Below are 15,812 nucleotides of genomic sequence, written 5' to 3' on the forward strand. Positions count from 1 at the left end.
GCCAAAGGCTAGGGAACGGCACCCGCGCCGATTCGTTCATCAGGAAGCAACTATGCATGTAGAAGGTTTTTTCGAGTGGCTGGGCCAAGCACTGGGTTCGTTGATCCGTTTCATCGTCGACGGCCTTAGCGGGTTGTTCAACCTGCTGGCCAACGCCGGCAGCAGTTTCATCGACGGCTTGGCGCGCAACCTGGGCATGGACACCTCGCTGGTCAGCATCCTGGCGCTCATCGTCGGCCTGATGCTGCTGTACTCGGCGGTCCGCGCCTTCATGCGCGCCTCGATCATCCTCGGGATCATCTGGGCGTTGCTGGGCCTGTGGGTGTTGAGCTGGATCGTTCATTAGAGCCACAAGCTGCAAGCTGCAAGCTGCAAGCTGCAAGCAAGCGTGGCCCACGCCACCTGCTTTTACTTGCCGCTTGCCGCTTGAGGCTAGAAGCTCAAAGAGTCCCTCAGCGCCCTCTCACGATCATCTCTCCCTGCCCTTCCCCAACCGCCTGCAGGTTAGGCCGGTACATCGACTCCACCTGCGGTGGCGGAATGCGATAGGTACCCGGCGTCACTGCCCGGGCCAGGTACAGCAGATGGCTGGTGCCGTAGCCATCGAGCTTGAGCGCGGCCACATAGCGGTCGTCGCGATACTCCTGGTGCACCAGGCTGGCATTCTGCATCGACTCGCGCCACTGCTTCACCGCACTGCTGGCGTTGTCCAGGCTGGCGGCGCTCTGGGCCAGGTTCTGGTTCTCCAGCTCCAGGCCCGCCGGCAGCAGGTCCACCACCAAGGCGTCCGGCACCGCGGTGGAGGCCTTGAGCGCCAGATGCACCAGCACCAACTCGCCGCTGCGGAGGCTGCGCACATCCAGCGGCTGGCCGTTCATGCCCAGGTACTCGCGGCGGATCTCCATGCCGTTGCCCCCGGCAGGCGGGGCCTGGCGCGGGTAGCCGGAGAGGGTCAGCTGCTGGTAGAGGGTCTCGCTGCCCTGGTTCTGCACAGTCAGCGGCGACATCAGCAAGGCGCCTTCGAGCTTCATGCCCGATTCAGCGTTGTTGAACTCGCGGATCTCTCCGGCGCTGTCCAGGCGTGCCTGCCACTGGCCTTCCGGCTTGCCCAGCAGGCCACGACCGGCCAGGTACAAAGCGTTGCGCTCCTGGGTCGACAGCCAGCGGTTGGCCGCCAGCTCATCGGACAGCGCGAACAGGCGCTGGTCGACCTGGTTGCTGGCCAGGTTGTTCTCCTGCAGCAAGGCCAGGATCAGTGCCTGGTCTCGAAGGGTGCTGCCGTAATCGGCCATCCAGCCATCGCTGCGCTTCACGCTAAGGCCCGCCTGCAAGGCTTGCTGGGCACGCGGCTTGTCACCCATCTTCTCCAGCGCCACCGCCAGCTGTACCAGTGGCAAACCGGAGCGCGCATCGCTGCGGCGCTCGAACAGGCCACGCAAGGCACCGAGCGGTGCCTGCTGGTTGCGCGCGAGCACCAGCGCAGCGTAGGCCTGCACGGCGAAGCGGGTGTGATCGGCGTTTTGGCTGTAGTCCACCTCGATCAGGTTGCGCTCCTGCACATAGCGCAGCAGGCGTTCATTGGCTTTCTTCAGGGCCTCGGCCGGTACACCGAAGCCTTGCTCGCGGGCGCGCAGCAAGAAGTCGGTGACGTAGGCGGTGAGCCAGTATTCCTCTTCGCTGTCCGAGCTCCATAGGCCGAAGCTGCCGTTGTAGCGCTGCATGCCCAGCAGGTGCTCGATGCCCATCTCGATCTTGCGCTTGCGCACATCGGCCGGCTCGCCCTTGATACCCAGGCGCTTGAGGCTTTCGGCATCGGCATAGAGCGAAGGGTATAGGCCGCTGGTGGTCTGCTCCAGGCAGCCGTAGGGGTAGGCCTCCAGGGCGCGAATCTGTTCGGCCAGGTTCAGCGGTGGGCGGCTGGACAGCGCCAGGCTGGCTTCCAGGCCCGCGGTCTCGAAGGCCGCGAGGTCGCCTTCAGGCAGGGTCCAAGGCTGGTCCTTGAGCGCCACGCGGTAGTGCTTGAGCACCGCCGGATAGGCGGGGCGAACGCCAAGCGTCCACTGGCGCTCGAAGGCTGGGGTCGGCTCTCCAGGCAACTGCAGGCCGTTGACCCGCACCTGCACCTTGCCTTGGCCCAGGCCACCCTGGGCCTGCACCGGGATCATCAAGGTCTTGCGCTGGCCTTCGGCCAGGTTGACGCTCTGCTGGCCTTCGCCGGTCAGGGCCAACTGGCCCTCGGCGCTCACCTGCACGTTCAGTTGCTGGGCGCGGCCGGACAGGTTGGCCAGGTCCAGCGCCAGGCTGGTGCGATCGCCACCGGCCAAAAAGCGCGGTGCCGAGAGTTCCGCGATCAGCGGTGCGGCGACGACCGTCTTGCCTTCGGCCACGCCGAAGTGCTCGTCGGTCCAGGCCTGGGCCATCAGGCGCAGCTCACCGTTGAAGTCCGGAATCTCGACAGTCGCCTCGCCCTCGCCTTGTTCATTGAGCGTTACCGGAAGGCTTTGCTGGGCAACGATGGTGACCGTGGTGTTGGGGCGCTTGCCGCCCTTGGCCATGGCCGCGTCGCCGCCGAATGCCAGGCTCGCCAAACGGCCCTGCCCAGCCTCGATCAGCTGGCCGTAGATATCCAATTGGTCGGCACCGTAGGCCTTGCGACCGAACAGGCTGGCGAACGGGTCCGGGGTCTTGAAATCGGTGATGTTGAGGATGCCCACGTCCACCGCCGACAACAGCACATGCACCTGTTTCGGCACGCTGCCATCGGCGTTGGCTGCCTTGAATTTCACGGTCAGCGGCTGCTTGGGGCGCATCTTCTGCGGGGCCTGCAAGGTCAAGGCGAGCTTGCGTTCGGCACGGTCCAGCGGCAGATGCAGTACACCCACGGCGCGCTTTGGCGTGGCGTTGGCCTTGCGTTCGCCGGGTCGGATCACTAGGGCGCTGATGTACAGGTCGTGACGCGCCCACTTTTCATCCAGCTGCACGTCGAAAGTCTTGCCCTCGGCGGGCACGTCGATCTCCTGCCACCACAGCGGGCCATCGCTGGATTCGATCATCAGATAACCACTGCCGGCGGCCGGTGGGGTGACCGTGACCTTGGCGGTGGCCCCGTCGGCATAGGACGGTTTGTCCAAGGCCAGCTTGACTTGGTCCGGACGCACCGCGCCGCCTTCGGCGTTGTCCTGGGCCCGGTAGCCCGCCCAGAAGCGCACGCTGGAGACCAGCCCTGTCTGCGGGTCTTCTACCTCGACCCGGTACGGGCCCCACTCCACCTGGAAGTTCAGCTTGGCGGTGCCGCCAGCCTTCACGCTGACGGTCTCCTCGCTCTGGGTGAGGAATTTCTCGTTGTAGTTGTAGCTCCAGCCGTCGCTCTGGGAGTAGTTCCAGTAATAGTCGCGACGCTCGCGCACCAGACGCACCTTGAGGTCTTCGGCGGCAAGCTTGTGACCTTCGCGATCGGCCACCAGCACTTCGAATTCCACGGGACCGTCGCTGTCGGTTTCCTCGCCCTCGAACAGGCCACGCAGGCCCGGCAGGCGTTCGGCCGGCCAGATCGGCTGCTCCAGGCGGCGGGTGATCGGCCGTCCGCCAGACTCCTGGAGGCTGGCCTGGACAGTCAGTTGCAAGGGCGAACGGGCCTCGGCCCAGCGGCTTTCGATATCCAGGGTGGCCTTGCCAGCGTTGTCGAGGGTCACCTCGTCCAGCTCCAGGTCCTGGTTGAGTTCGGTCTCGGTGACCGAACCGAACTGATAGCCCGGCAGCGCCGGCACGGCTTCGCGCAGAGGGCGTACATAGGCCTGGCCGCTCAGACGGTTGCCGGCGGCAGGCGCGCCGTAGAGGTAACGGCCATTGACCTGGATGCGCGCGGTTTCGTCAGGCGACAGCGGCGCGCTGCTGCCCTTGAGCTCCAGGGCCAGGCGCTCTGGGAGGAAATCCTCGACCAGGAATTCATAGACCTGCTTGCGCCCGCCCCCCAGGTCGAGCAGCAGTTGCCAGCGTCCGGTCGGGGCTTCGGTGGCCAGTTGCAGTTGGTATTGGAACAAACCGTTGCTGTCGGCCTCCCAGACGAACTTGCGGCTGACCTGCTCATCCGGTCGACGCACCTCGACCGTCACTGGTTGCGCCTTGACCGGCTTGCCGTCCTGATCGCGCAGCAAGCCGTTGAGCAACACCGTCTCGCCTGGGCGATACAGGTCGCGCGGACCGAAAATGAAGAACTGCAGCGGATTGGCCTGAGGGCCTGTGATGTCGAACTCGGCCAGGTCCAGGGCGGCGGTGTTCAGGCGTAGCAGCGTGGTGTTTACACCCTGGGTGGCGATCAACGTGTCGGCCTTGGCAGTGATCGGCAGTTGTGCGTGGCCCTTGCCGTCGGTCTCGGCCTGGGCCAGCAGCTTGCCCTTGTCATCGTGCAGCTCGAGGTTGACGCCCTTGAGCGCCTTGCCGCCTTCCAGGGCCTGGGCAAATACGTCCAGGCGATCCCGGTAGCGATGGGCGGAAACGCCGATGTCGCTCAGAGTGAACAGGGTCGCCGGCTGGGAATAGTCATAGGTGCCCGAGGCGCGCATCACCGCCAGGTACACGCCCGGCTCCTGCAGCGGCTTGATCCCGGCGATCGGCAGCAGCACGGTCTCGCGGGTGTTGCGCGCGGGGTTGAGGTCGAAGCGGCCGCTGTAGACCAGGTCGGCCATGTCCAGGGTTTCCTTGGACTGGTAGTAGTACAGGCTGCTGTTGCGACCCCAGTTGACCAGGAAGCTGGAGAGCATGTCCGGCTTGATGCGGAAGAATTCCACATCGACCTTGTCGACGTTCAGGGCGATCACCGGCAGGCCTTCGGCCAGGCGGGTGGGCAACAGCGAGCCGCGACTGGCGAAGCCCACGGTCGGCTGCATGTCGCGGGTTTCCAGACGGGTCACCGACTCCTGCTCCAGACGCTTGTCATTGACCGCCAGCAGACCCTTGTCGACCGTCAGGACCAGCTTTCGCTGCGGCTCCAGATGACGCAGGCGCAGTTCCATCTGGTTGTCCGAAAGCTCCCAGGCGCCGTCGATCTTGCCTTTGACGGTATCGACCAGATGGACCTTGGAGGCGAAGTCCTGGTTAGCGTCCAGGGGGGCGGAGAAGCTGACCGAGAGGGTGCTGGCGCCGTCGAGTTGGACTTCCGAGACGTCCAGCACGGTCAGCTCGCGGTCGGCATAGCGCTTGGCCAGGACGGCCGGGTCTTCGCGCTTGGGCGCCGGGGTGGCGGCAGGCGCCGACGCAGCCGGCTTGTCGGCAGGAGCCGGAGCATCCTTCGACGAGGAATCACAAGCACTGAGCAGCGCCAGCGCGCAGGCCAGCAACAATCCTTTGTTGAGCATGGAAAGAGAACTCTTGGGCAGCGTGTCGATAAGGGCGCAACTATAGCGCAATGGTTGGCCACGTACCTGCCATGAGCGTGCAACTGAGACCCTGTTCGCGCACAGCGGCGGCCTGCCCGCTACAATGGCGCCACTCTCCAAGCGGCCCTTCAACCCAAGGCTTCACATGTCCGCACTGTCCACCGACTGGCACGACCGCCGTACCCACCGCAAGGTCTGGGCGCTGGCCGCGCCGATGATCCTGTCCAACATCTCGGTACCACTGGTGGCCCTGGTCGACAGCACCGTGATCGGCCACCTGCCCCATGCCCATCAATTGGGCGCGGTGGCGGTGGGGTCGACCTTGTTCACCTTCATGGTCGGGCTGATGGGTTTCCTGCGCATGGGCTCCACCGGGTTCGCCGCCCAGGCTGCCGGACGCACCGATGGAGCCGCGTTACGCCAGGTACTGGTGCAAGGGTTGCTGCTGGCCCTGGCCTTCGCACTGCTGATCGGCCTGCTGGCGATTCCCTTCAGCCAACTGGCGTTGCAGGCGATGCAACCGAGCGCGGCGCTGCACCAGTCCACCGAGGACTTCTTCCATACCCGCCTGCTGGGCCTGCCGGCGGCGCTGGCCAGCTATGCCTTGGTCGGCTGGTTCCTGGGCACGCAGAACGCCCGGGCGCCCATGGCGATCCTGCTGACCACCAACGTGCTGAACATCGTCCTTAACCTGTGGTTCGTTCTTGGCCTCGACTGGGGCGTGCTGGGCTCGGCGCGGGCCTCGGTCATGGCCGAATGGATCGCCGCGCTGCTCGGGCTTGCCCTGACGCGTCCGGCCCTGCGCGCCTACCCTGGGCACATTGCCTGGGCCGCACTCAAGCGCTGGCAGTCCTGGCGGCCGCTGCTGTCGGTCAACCGCGACATCTTCCTGCGCAGCCTGGCGCTGCAGCTGGTGTTCCTGCTGATAACCGTTCAGGGGGCGCGACTGGGCGAAGCCACTGTGGCGGCCAACGCCTTGCTGCTCAATGGCCTTATGCTCACCGCCTATGCCTTGGACGGCCTGGCCCATGCGGTCGAAGCCCTGTGCGGCCACGCCATCGGCGCCCGAGACCACCAGACCCTACGCCGCTCGCTGGTGGTGGCCTGCGGCTGGTCGCTGATCGTCAGCCTGGGCTTTGCCGCGCTGTTCCTGCTCGCAGGGCATCTGTTCATCGACCTGCAGACCGATATCGACAGCGTGCGCGTAGCGGCCTACCCGTTCCTCCCCTACCTGGCGGTATTGCCGTTGATCGCCGTATGGAGCTACCTGCTCGACGGCCTGTTCATCGGCGCCACACGCGCACGGGAGATGCGCAATGCGATGCTGCTCAGCGTGGCGCTGAGCTTGCCCTTGGCGCTGGCGATGAGCGGGCTGGGCAACCATGGTCTGTGGTTGGCTTTTCTCGTATTCATGGGGCTACGGGCGATAACGCTGGGATGGGTGGGTTGGCAGCTGCGACAGCAAGGCCTATGGGTTCCATGAAGGACGGTGATGCGTCTGCATCACGACCTGGCATTGAAGCAATCAAGGGAATGCCTCAGAAACACCCTACCCAAGAAACAGAACAAGTCTGCGTAGCTTGAGGCCATATCCTGCATCTGAAACAACCAAATCCTCTTAACGTCGCCCACTCCCCTCTTTTATCGACAGGACTTACTCATGCTTTCCCGTCAGGTCAGACGCTTGCTCGGCTCGTGGCTGTTCGCTACTGCTGTCACTTTCCCACCCCAGGCGGCCATGGCCGGCGACGACCCAATCCAGGCAGCAGCCCTGCAGATAGAGCGCACGCTCAAGGCGACAGTCGGATACTCGATTCATGACACCGGCACGGGTCGCTCCTGGCAGTATCGGGCCGACGAACGCTTTCCGATGGCAAGCACCGTGAAGCTTCTTTTGTGTTCGACGCTGCTCAATGAAGGGCAAGCGCTGATGACCCGATCGGTGCCGATTCACTCGCAAGACATCCTGGCCTACGCGCCGGTGACCAAAGACCTGGTCGGCACGCATGTACCCGCGGCGAAACTGTGCGCCATCACCCTCAAAACCAGCGACAATACCGCCGCCAATGCCGTATTCGAGGTCTTGGGAGGGCCCAAGGTAGTGACCGCTTTTGTCCGAGGACTGGGCGACCAGACCACCCGATCGGATCGAAACGAACCGAGTTTGAATGAGGTCATGCCTGGGGACGAGCGTGACACCACGACACCACGGGCCATGGCCAACACGGTAAAGGCATTGTTACTAGGAACGGCCCTGGACACACCGTCCAGGGCACAACTGACCGAATGGCTGAGCAACAACGAGGTTGGTGGCCCGCTTTTGCGGGCGGCAATCCCCAACGACTGGCGAATCGCCGACAGGACCGGCAGCGGAAGTTTCGGGGCGCGAGGCATTGCGGCGGTCCTATGGCCGCCGCGGGGCGAGGCGATCGTCGCGACCATCTACCTCAAGGAAACCGAAGCTTCCCTAGATGAACGCAACGCGGCGATCGCCGCCATCGGCAGGGCCATGGTCAAGGCCGTTTCACCCTAGCCCGCGCCTCGATCGCTCCAGACGCTAGCGCATCGTGCGATCAGGAAGACAGGTACGACGACCGGGTCAGCCCCAGACGCAGCGCATCCAGGAACTGGGTACGCTCACGCGCTGTGATGCGGGCGCTGGCCACCTTGTCGCGGTAGTGCGTCATCAACTCCTCCGGCGAGAGGTGCACATAACGCAGCATGTCCTCGATGGTGTCGTGGGTCTCGATACCGGCGTGGTACACGCTGCCATCGGCGTTCTGGTAGATGTTCACCGAGTCGGTGTCGCCGAACAGGTTGTGCATATCGCCCAGGATTTCCTGGTAGGCACCGACCAGGAACACGCCCAGCAGGTAGTCTTCCCCTTCCTTGACTGCATGCACCGGCATACTGGTCTCGATGCTCTGTTCGTCGACGTACTGGTTGATCTTACCGTCGGAGTCGCAGGTCAGGTCCTGCAGCACGGCGCGGCGCATCGGTTCCTCGTCCAGGCGATGCAGCGGGATGATCGGCAGCACCTGGCCGATGGCCCAGGTGTCCGGCAGGCTCTGGAACACCGAGAAGTTGCAGATGTACTTGTCGGCCAGCTTGTCGTTGAGCTCGTCCAGCACCTGGCGGTGCGAGCGTTGACGGGCCTTGAGCGAGTTGTGCAGGCGGCGGCACACGGCAAAGTAGCACTGCTCGGCCAGGGCTTTCTCAGCGAGGCTGATCTTGCCGTCGGCATATTGCGCGGCCACATCGCCCATGTAGTGGGTGGCGCGCCAGTAGGTCTCGGTGACCATCTCGATGTCGGTCGGGCCCAGCAGGTCGACCAGCCACTGCACGGTCTCAGGCAGCGATTCCTTGTTCTCGATGGTCGGTACTTCGTCGTTGTGCTTCTCGACGTCGGTTACCTGGATCACCAGCATGGCGTGGTGCGCGGTCAGCGAGCGGCCGCTCTCGGAGAAGATGTGCGGATGCGGCAGGCCTTGGGCGTCGCAGAACTCCTTGAGCATGCCCACCACCACGCCGGCATAGTCGTCCATGTCGTAGTTGATGGAGCTGGCGTTGCGCGAGTGGGTGCCGTCGTAGTCCACGCCCAGGCCGCCACCGACGTCGATGTGATCGACCGGCAGGCCCAGGGCGCGCAATTCGCCGTAGTAACGGATGGCCTCCTTGAAACCGTGCTGATAGTCGGCCAGGTTGGCGATCTGCGAGCCCATGTGGAAGTGCAGCAGGCGGATGCCCTGGTCAAGGCCTGCATCGCGGAAGCGCTGCACCACCGAGATCAGCTGTGCGGCGGACAAGCCGAACTTGGACTTCTCGCCCCCGGTGTCGGCCCACTTGCTCGAAGCCAGCGACGACAGGCGCACACGAAGGCCGACCTGCGGCTTGACCTTGAGATCGGCGGCTTCCTCGATCACCAGGGCGACCTCGGACTCCTTCTCGATAACGATGAACACGTTGTGGCCAAGCTTCTGGCCCATCAGCGCCAGGCGGATGAACTCACGGTCCTTGTAGCCATTGCAGACGATGGTCCCACCCTTGGGCGCTAACGCCAGGACCGCCAGCAACTCGGGCTTGGACCCGGCTTCAAGGCCGATGGAAACGTTCTGGGTGGCGATGATGTTCTCCACCACCGCTTCCTGCTGGTTGACCTTGATCGGATACAGGGCCGTGTACTTGCTCTGGTATTCCAGGCGCGCGATGTTGGCATCGAAGGCGCCAGTCAGCTGGCGCACGCGGTCCTGCAGGATGTCGGGGAAACGCACCAGGAGCGGCAGCGACAGGCCGCTCTGGCGCAACTCGTCGACCTGTTCGTACAGGTCGATCGGGGCGCTGTCCGGACCGTTGGGGCGCACTTCGACGCGCCCGGCCTCATTGATGGCGAAATAACCAGCGCCCCAATGGCGGATCCCATAAACACTGCGGCTGTCGGCCACGGTCCACTGGCTGCCATCATCTTTGCGTGTGCGTCGTACGGACATTCAAGTCCCCTGTAGGTAAGTCGAAGACACTGCCCCGCGAGGGCGCGGATGCAGTGTAGAAACCGAAAATGACGATTCGTCCGTGCCAGGGGATAGACCCTTGCCACGGGAACGAGTTTAGAAAGCAATGGGCGAAAAATCGCGCGGGCCGGGATCAGCCGCCGGATTTCTTCGCCTTGAAGCCCTGCTTGGTCAACTCACCGAGCAGCAGCTCGACATGGTCGCCCTGGATCTCGATGACCCCATCCTTCAGCGCGCCTCCGGTGCCACAACGGCGCTTGAGGTTGCTGGCCAGCTCCTTGAGCTGGTCGAGGGGCAGCGGGACGCCACTGATGGTGGTCACGGTCTTGCCGCCACGGCCTTTGCTTTCGCGGCGCACGCGGGCGATACCATCACCTTCGGGGATGACCTGTTGCTTGCAGATGCAGGCGTCCACCGGCTTGCCACAGTCCGGGCAATGCCGACCGGCATCGGTGGAGTAAACGAGACCGCCAAGGGCGGCGAAGGAAGAAGCTTTCTTGGCCACTTTTGTTCCTCTTTGCTGAGGACAAAAACTGGTCGGTGCCTGGGGCCAGGACCGACCGCGAAGCCCCACTCTGGCAGGGGCAGCGCTACTGCCGCAAAATCCTGCGACAGCCCGAAAAGGGCGCGCAGTGTAACGATAAATCTGCCGGTTGCTAAGTACCGGAATGCGCCATTTTTCGAATGTTTTGCGACCCTTCGCGAACAAACCCATTCCCACAGCGCTCAAGCGCTATATGAACCCTGTGGGTGCGGGTTCACCCGCGTAAGAGCCGGCCCTGCCAACACCGCTATTTCAGACTGGCGGCGTAACGATCCAGCGCCGCCAGCGAGTCCGGACAGAACGACAAACGCCCACGATCGGCTTCTATCTGGGCAAGACTCATGAACCGCGCTTCACTGACTTCTTCGGGCTGCAGCTTCAACGGTGCATCGGAAACCGCCGAGAACACAGCGCACCATAGGCGGTTGTCCGGTTGATCGAAGTAGAACCGCTCGTGAAAGCGCAACTCGACGCCCGAGATACCCAGCTCTTCCTCCAGTTCACGCGCCGCCGAAATCTCGTAACTTTCGCCGGCTGCCACCATGCCGCCAGCTGCCACGTCCCAATAGCCGGGATACAGGGCCTTGCTCAAGGTGCGCCGGTGCACGCACAGCTCACCGGCGCTGTTGAACAGCAAGATGAAGGTGCAGCGCCCGATCAGGCCGCGCTCACGCAGCTCGGCCCGGGGTAGCGCGCCGAGCAGTCGGTCGGCCTCGTCGACCCAGGCGACCGATTCACGATCGGAGGCCGCGCGGTGCGCAGCCTCCTGTGGGCTGATGGTCATCCTCAGCCCTGCGACAGCAGTTGACGCAGATCGATGACAGCGGCGTTGGCCCGGGAAATATAGTTGGCCATCACCAGCGAATGGTTGGCCCACATGCCAAAGCCACTGCCGTTGAGCACCATCGGGCTCCACAGCGCTTCCTGGGAGGCCTCCAGCTCACGGATGATCTGGCGCACGCTGACCGTTGCGTTCTTCTTGGCCAGTACATCGGCGAAGTCGACCTCGATGGCGCGCAGCAGGTGCGACAGCGCCCAAGCCTGACCCCGGGCTTCGTAGAACACGTTGTCGATCTGCAGCCATGGGGTTTCCACCAGTTCCTCGTCGACCTGCGGCGCCTGGCCTGGAACGACCGACTCAGTCTTCAGGGTGCTGTTGAGCTTGACCCGGCCGACACTGGCCGACAGGCGCTGGGACAACGAGCCCAGGCGGGTGGCCACATCACCCAGCCAGTTGTTCAGGTTGTCCGCGCGGGTATAGAAGATGGCGCCCTGGTCGCCGGCAGCCAGACGGCGCTGGTAGCGGCTGAGCGACTTGATGCCCTCCTCGAACTCCGATTCGCTCGACGGCAGGATCCAGCTCTTGTTGTCGAAGTTAAAGCGCGGCTCGGCCTTGGCCAGGTCCGCATCTTCGGTCGATTGCGACTGGGAGCGGGCGAAGTCCTTGCGCAGGGCGCGGGAGAGGTCACGCACCTGGACCAGCACGCCGTATTCCCAGCTCGGCATGTTGTCCATCCACAGCCCTGGCGGGAAACGGTCGTTGGAGATGTAGCCTCCCGGCTTGTTCAGCAGGGTGCCGGCGACGGTCTTGAGGGTCTCGATGGTGGTATAGCCCACCACCATTTGCTGGCCGGTGCGCTCGGCGGCAGCCTGGGCGTTCTGCTGAACGGGGAACAGCTCCGGCTCCTGGCTCCAGTACCAACCGAGGCCGATGCACACCAACAGATACAGGCCGATCAGGGTACCCAAGGCTCGGCTCCACAGCCCCCCCAGATAGCTACGTGCAGCGGCGCCACGGGCGTCGACGCGCTCACGGGGCTCGGCTTTGGCCTCGCGGTTTTTCCAATCCAGCATGGCGTTGTCCTTATCAGTCCGACAGTTCAGGGGCTTGGACCACCAGCCCCAGCCAGGGTGCCACGGCAAGCCCGCGTGGCAGCACTATAAAGCAGACACTGCCTTACGCATAAGCGACCAATCGGTCGGTAACTGAATATTCGTACTTGGGCAGACTTTGTTGACATGGCGCACTGGCCAGTCCAGAAATGAGTGCTAGCATGGAGCCATCATTGCACCTGCATAACCACACACCAACAAGCAGTCAGGACATGACCCAGCCAGCCGACCCGAGCCACGAGCGCCTCAAGCAGCACTTCGCCCAGCGGGTCATCCACCAGGCCCGACAGATCCTGGAGATCTGGCAGCGCCTGCAACGGGGCGAGTGGTCGGCTGCGGAGCTGGGCGAGCTGTGCGAGGCCAACCTGCGCCTGCAACGCTATGCCGAACGCTTCGAACAACCCGAGCATAGCGTGCTTTCGACGGCGATCGGCCAGACGTTGCGGGCCATCGAGGCCAACAGCGCGCGGCTGAACTCGGAGCTGATCAGCGAGCTCAACCGCCTGATGCAGCGCCTCTCACGTACCGGCCTGCGCAAAGGGGACCAGCTCGACAATGTGCCCCTGCCACCCGTACGCAAGCCCGTCTACATCTTGCTTCAGGACCACGACCGAGCCGAGCGCCTGGCCCAGCAGCTCGAATTCTTCGGCCTGGGCGTGCAGGCGCTGTACAGTGCCGAGGCCTTCTGCGCCTCGATGCGTGAACGTTTGCCTTCGGCCATCGTGATGGATGTGGACTTCACTGGCCCAGGCCAAGGCCTGAAACTCGCGGCCCTGGCCCAGCAAGGGCTGGATCAGCACATCCCGCTGCTGTTCTTCAGCCACCACGAGACCGACACCCCCACCCGCCTGGCCGCCGTACGCGCCGGAGGCCAGGAGTTCCTGACCGGCACGCTGGAGGCCTCGAGCCTGCTGGAGAAAGTCGAGCTCTACACCAGCGCCACCCAGTACGACCCCTTCCGTGTGCTGATCATCGACGACTCCCGCGCCCAGGCCATGTATACCGAACGCCTGCTCAACGGCGCGGGCATGATCACCCGCACCCTCACCGAGCCGATCCGCACCATGGCCGAGCTGGCGGATTTCCAGCCCGACTTGATCATCCTCGACCTCTATATGCCCGACTGCACTGGCCCCGAGCTTGCCAAGGTCATCCGCCATAACGATCGTTACGTCAGTGTGCCGATCATCTACCTGTCGGCCGAGGATGATCTGGACAAGCAACTAGACGCCATGAGCGAGGGCGGTGACGACTTCCTGACCAAGCCGATCCGCTCACGCCACCTGATCACCACCGTGCGCAACCGCGCGGCCCGTGCCCGTCACCTCAAGGCCCGCATGGTGCGCGACAGCCTCACGGGACTGTACAACCACACCCATATCCTGCAATTGCTGGAAGATTGCAGCTTCCGCGCCCGCCGCGAAGCGCAGCCGCTGAGCTTCGCCATGCTCGACATCGACCATTTCAAGAAAATCAACGATCGCCATGGCCACCCGATGGGCGACCGGGTGATCAAGAGCCTGGCGCTGTTTCTCAAGCAGCGGCTGCGCAAGACCGACTTCATCGGGCGCTACGGCGGCGAGGAGTTCGCCATCGTCATGCCCAATACCGCGCTGGACGCGGCCCACAAGGTACTGGACGAGATTCGCCGACGTTTCGCCGAAATCCTCTACCCGGCCCAGCCCCACGATCTCACGTGCACGTTCAGCGCCGGCGTGGTGCAACTGGACGACAACCTCGATGCCCTGACCATGGCCAGCGCCGCGGACGAGGCGCTGTACCGCGCCAAGCACGCCGGGCGCAACTGCGTGGTGCGTGTGGAGCCCTAGCCGTATTCACCAGTTGCTTCCCCGGCTGCTTGGCCAATAAAGGCAAATAGCCACTTTTTTGTAAGATCACGCCCTCCTCGTCATCACCTCGTCACAAAACCGCAATAACTTCAGGCACCTACCTCTCCACTCCCCGCCGGAAGTTCGCAGCTATGCGCCTGAAGTGGCTGACCAATTTCAATACTTTGCTGCTGGTGACCGTCTGTATCGCCCTGGGCGCGACCCTATGGTGGTCGCAACGCGCCTTGGAGCGCCCCTATCAACTGATGGAGCGCTACCTGGATTTGTCCCAACAGTTCCAGCGTGATGCGGCGCGCAATATCCAGGCCTACCTGGGCAGTGGCGACGCCCTGCGCCATGCCGCCGCCATGGAGGCGACCAAGCAGTTGCAGGCCTCCCTGGCCGACTGGCCACAGGCGCTTTCGGACAAGCTGCGCCCCAGCCTGGACCACCTGCAGACCTTTACCGCCAACGAGTTGCTCGCCGCCGGCAAGCTCGCCGGCGACCCGCAGGCCTTGCTGCTTCAGGCCGAACGTGAGCTGGGGGCCAATTTTGAGCAATGGGCAGCTTACGCCCGTGACAGCGCCAGCCCAGACGCGGCCCGGTACCTGACGCCCGTGCTGGACGCCTCGGTGCACCTGGGGCGCCTGTCCCTGGCTCGGGACAAGCTGGTCAGCAGTGGCCGTGCGGAGCTGGCCGACGAAGTCGAACGTGAACTGCAACTGATCCGCGCCCAAGCCCAGGCCATCGACAGCCTGCCACTGCTGGGCGTGACCCGCGCTGCCGAGTCCAACGCCGACGATTTTGCCGCCCTGATGGGCCTGCAGACACAGGCCAGCGAGCAACGCGAAGATGCCGCGGTGGGCCTCAAGCGCGAGCTGCAAAGCCTGCTGGCCCGCTACCCGGCCGAACTGCAACGCACCCGCGAACAGATCGAGCGCCGTTCCGCCCTGGCCGCCAGCACAGGCGAGCGACTGGAAGCAGTGCAACAGGCCATCGCAGCCCTGGAGCCTGAGGTACGGGGCCTGCACGCCAAGATCGCCGGCGAAGTGCGCATCATCCAGGGTCTGATGATCGGCCTGATCCTGCTCATCGCCCTGCTCATCGACACCCTTCAGCGCCGCTTGGCGCGGACCTTGACCGGCCTTGCCCCTGCACTGTCGCGCTGGGCCGAGGGCGACTTCGCCCAGGCCATCACCTTGGGGCGCACCAACCGTGAGCTGCACGATATCCAGGCGTCGCTCAATCGCCTGCGCCAATACCTGGTGGACCTGGTCGGCACCCTGCGTCACAACGCCGAACAGGTTGCCGGCAGCAGTCATGCCTTGGCGGGAATGAGCACTGCCCTGCACGACGGCGCTGAGCGCCAGGCCGGTGACACCGCACAGATCCGCGATGCCTTGGGCGAACTGGAGGCGACCATCCAGCAGGTCGCGGGCGATGCCAGCGCCGCCGCCGAAGCCAGCCGTGATGCCGGGCGCGCCGTGGAACAGGGCCAGGCGGTGATCGGCCAGAGCCTGTCCGGCCTGCGTGCACTGGTCGATGAAGTGCAAGGCAACGCGCAGATGATCGAGCAATTGGCCGAGGAGTCGGCCACCATCGGCGGTGTGTTGACAGTGATTCGTGCGATCGCCGAACAGACCAACCTGCTGGCGCTCAATGC

The 15,812-nt window shown here is 64.2% G+C and carries 10 protein-coding genes; 5 read left to right on the forward strand and 5 right to left on the reverse strand.

Going from position 1 to position 15,812, the window contains the following annotated elements:
• The first annotated feature begins 52 nt into the window (after window positions 1-52).
• The gene (locus HMPREF3173_RS09745; RefSeq protein ID WP_043207888.1) at window positions 53-346 is read left to right on the forward strand and encodes a hypothetical protein; all 294 of its coding nucleotides are present in this window, start codon (window positions 53-55) and stop codon (window positions 344-346) included.
• Window positions 347-452: 106 nt separating this feature from the next.
• Here the strand turns inward: HMPREF3173_RS09745 and HMPREF3173_RS09750 are convergent, their stop codons facing one another.
• Window positions 453-5,354, reverse strand: coding sequence for an alpha-2-macroglobulin family protein (locus HMPREF3173_RS09750; protein WP_070572699.1), 4,902 nt, complete (start codon window positions 5,352-5,354; stop codon window positions 453-455).
• Window positions 5,355-5,520: 166 nt separating this feature from the next.
• On the opposite strand from HMPREF3173_RS09750, the gene HMPREF3173_RS09755 reads away from it, so the two are divergent.
• A complete protein-coding gene (locus tag HMPREF3173_RS09755; RefSeq protein WP_070572701.1) occupies window positions 5,521-6,858 on the forward strand; it encodes an MATE family efflux transporter in 1,338 nt (445 codons plus the stop codon).
• Between the two features lie 177 nt (window positions 6,859-7,035).
• The gene (bla, locus tag HMPREF3173_RS09760; protein ID WP_070572703.1) at window positions 7,036-7,908 is read left to right on the forward strand and encodes a class A beta-lactamase; all 873 of its coding nucleotides are present in this window, start codon (window positions 7,036-7,038) and stop codon (window positions 7,906-7,908) included.
• 40 nt (window positions 7,909-7,948) lie between these two features.
• On the opposite strand, the gene speA is transcribed toward bla, so the two are convergent.
• The 4 genes from speA to HMPREF3173_RS09780 form a co-directional block, all read right to left on the reverse strand.
• Window positions 7,949-9,862 carry an arginine decarboxylase gene (speA, locus tag HMPREF3173_RS09765; protein ID WP_043207896.1) on the reverse strand — a complete coding sequence of 638 codons (1,914 nt, stop codon included), beginning with the start codon at window positions 9,860-9,862 and terminating at the stop codon, window positions 7,949-7,951.
• Window positions 9,863-10,016: 154 nt separating this feature from the next.
• On the reverse strand, window positions 10,017-10,388 hold the full coding sequence (locus tag HMPREF3173_RS09770; RefSeq protein ID WP_043207898.1) for a translation initiation factor Sui1: 372 nt from the start codon (window positions 10,386-10,388) through the stop codon (window positions 10,017-10,019).
• A gap of 286 nt (window positions 10,389-10,674) precedes the next feature.
• Window positions 10,675-11,211 (reverse strand): NUDIX hydrolase, encoded by a 537-nt coding sequence (locus tag HMPREF3173_RS09775; protein ID WP_070572705.1) that lies wholly within the window; start codon window positions 11,209-11,211, stop codon window positions 10,675-10,677.
• A gap of 2 nt (window positions 11,212-11,213) precedes the next feature.
• On the reverse strand, window positions 11,214-12,281 hold the full coding sequence (locus tag HMPREF3173_RS09780) for a DUF2333 family protein (RefSeq protein WP_070572707.1): 1,068 nt from the start codon (window positions 12,279-12,281) through the stop codon (window positions 11,214-11,216).
• A 251-nt stretch (window positions 12,282-12,532) separates the two neighbouring features.
• Between HMPREF3173_RS09780 and HMPREF3173_RS09785 the strand changes: the two genes are divergently transcribed.
• Window positions 12,533-14,149: a diguanylate cyclase gene (locus HMPREF3173_RS09785; RefSeq protein ID WP_070572709.1), complete on the forward strand. Its 1,617-nt coding sequence runs from the start codon at window positions 12,533-12,535 to the stop codon at window positions 14,147-14,149.
• A gap of 152 nt (window positions 14,150-14,301) precedes the next feature.
• The coding region (locus tag HMPREF3173_RS09790; RefSeq protein ID WP_256544288.1) for a methyl-accepting chemotaxis protein at window positions 14,302-15,812 on the forward strand (1,511 nt) is incomplete at its 3' end.

Source organism: Pseudomonas sp. HMSC08G10 (genome assembly GCF_001808425.1).
Lineage (GTDB): Bacteria > Pseudomonadota > Gammaproteobacteria > Pseudomonadales > Pseudomonadaceae > Aquipseudomonas > Aquipseudomonas guariconensis.

Bases quoted from the DNA above. Each gene is read 5' to 3' on its own strand.
- HMPREF3173_RS09745 (WP_043207888.1), top strand. From the start codon at position 53: ATGCATGTAGAAGGTTTTTTCGAGTGGCTGGGCCAAGCACTGGGTTCG.
- HMPREF3173_RS09750 (WP_070572699.1), bottom strand. From the start codon at position 5,354: ATGCTCAACAAAGGATTGTTGCTGGCCTGCGCGCTGGCGCTGCTCAGT.
- HMPREF3173_RS09755 (WP_070572701.1), top strand. From the start codon at position 5,521: ATGTCCGCACTGTCCACCGACTGGCACGACCGCCGTACCCACCGCAAG.
- bla (WP_070572703.1), top strand. From the start codon at position 7,036: ATGCTTTCCCGTCAGGTCAGACGCTTGCTCGGCTCGTGGCTGTTCGCT.
- speA (WP_043207896.1), bottom strand. From the start codon at position 9,862: ATGTCCGTACGACGCACACGCAAAGATGATGGCAGCCAGTGGACCGTG.
- HMPREF3173_RS09775 (WP_070572705.1), bottom strand. From the start codon at position 11,211: ATGACCATCAGCCCACAGGAGGCTGCGCACCGCGCGGCCTCCGATCGT.
- HMPREF3173_RS09780 (WP_070572707.1), bottom strand. From the start codon at position 12,281: ATGCTGGATTGGAAAAACCGCGAGGCCAAAGCCGAGCCCCGTGAGCGC.
- HMPREF3173_RS09785 (WP_070572709.1), top strand. From the start codon at position 12,533: ATGACCCAGCCAGCCGACCCGAGCCACGAGCGCCTCAAGCAGCACTTC.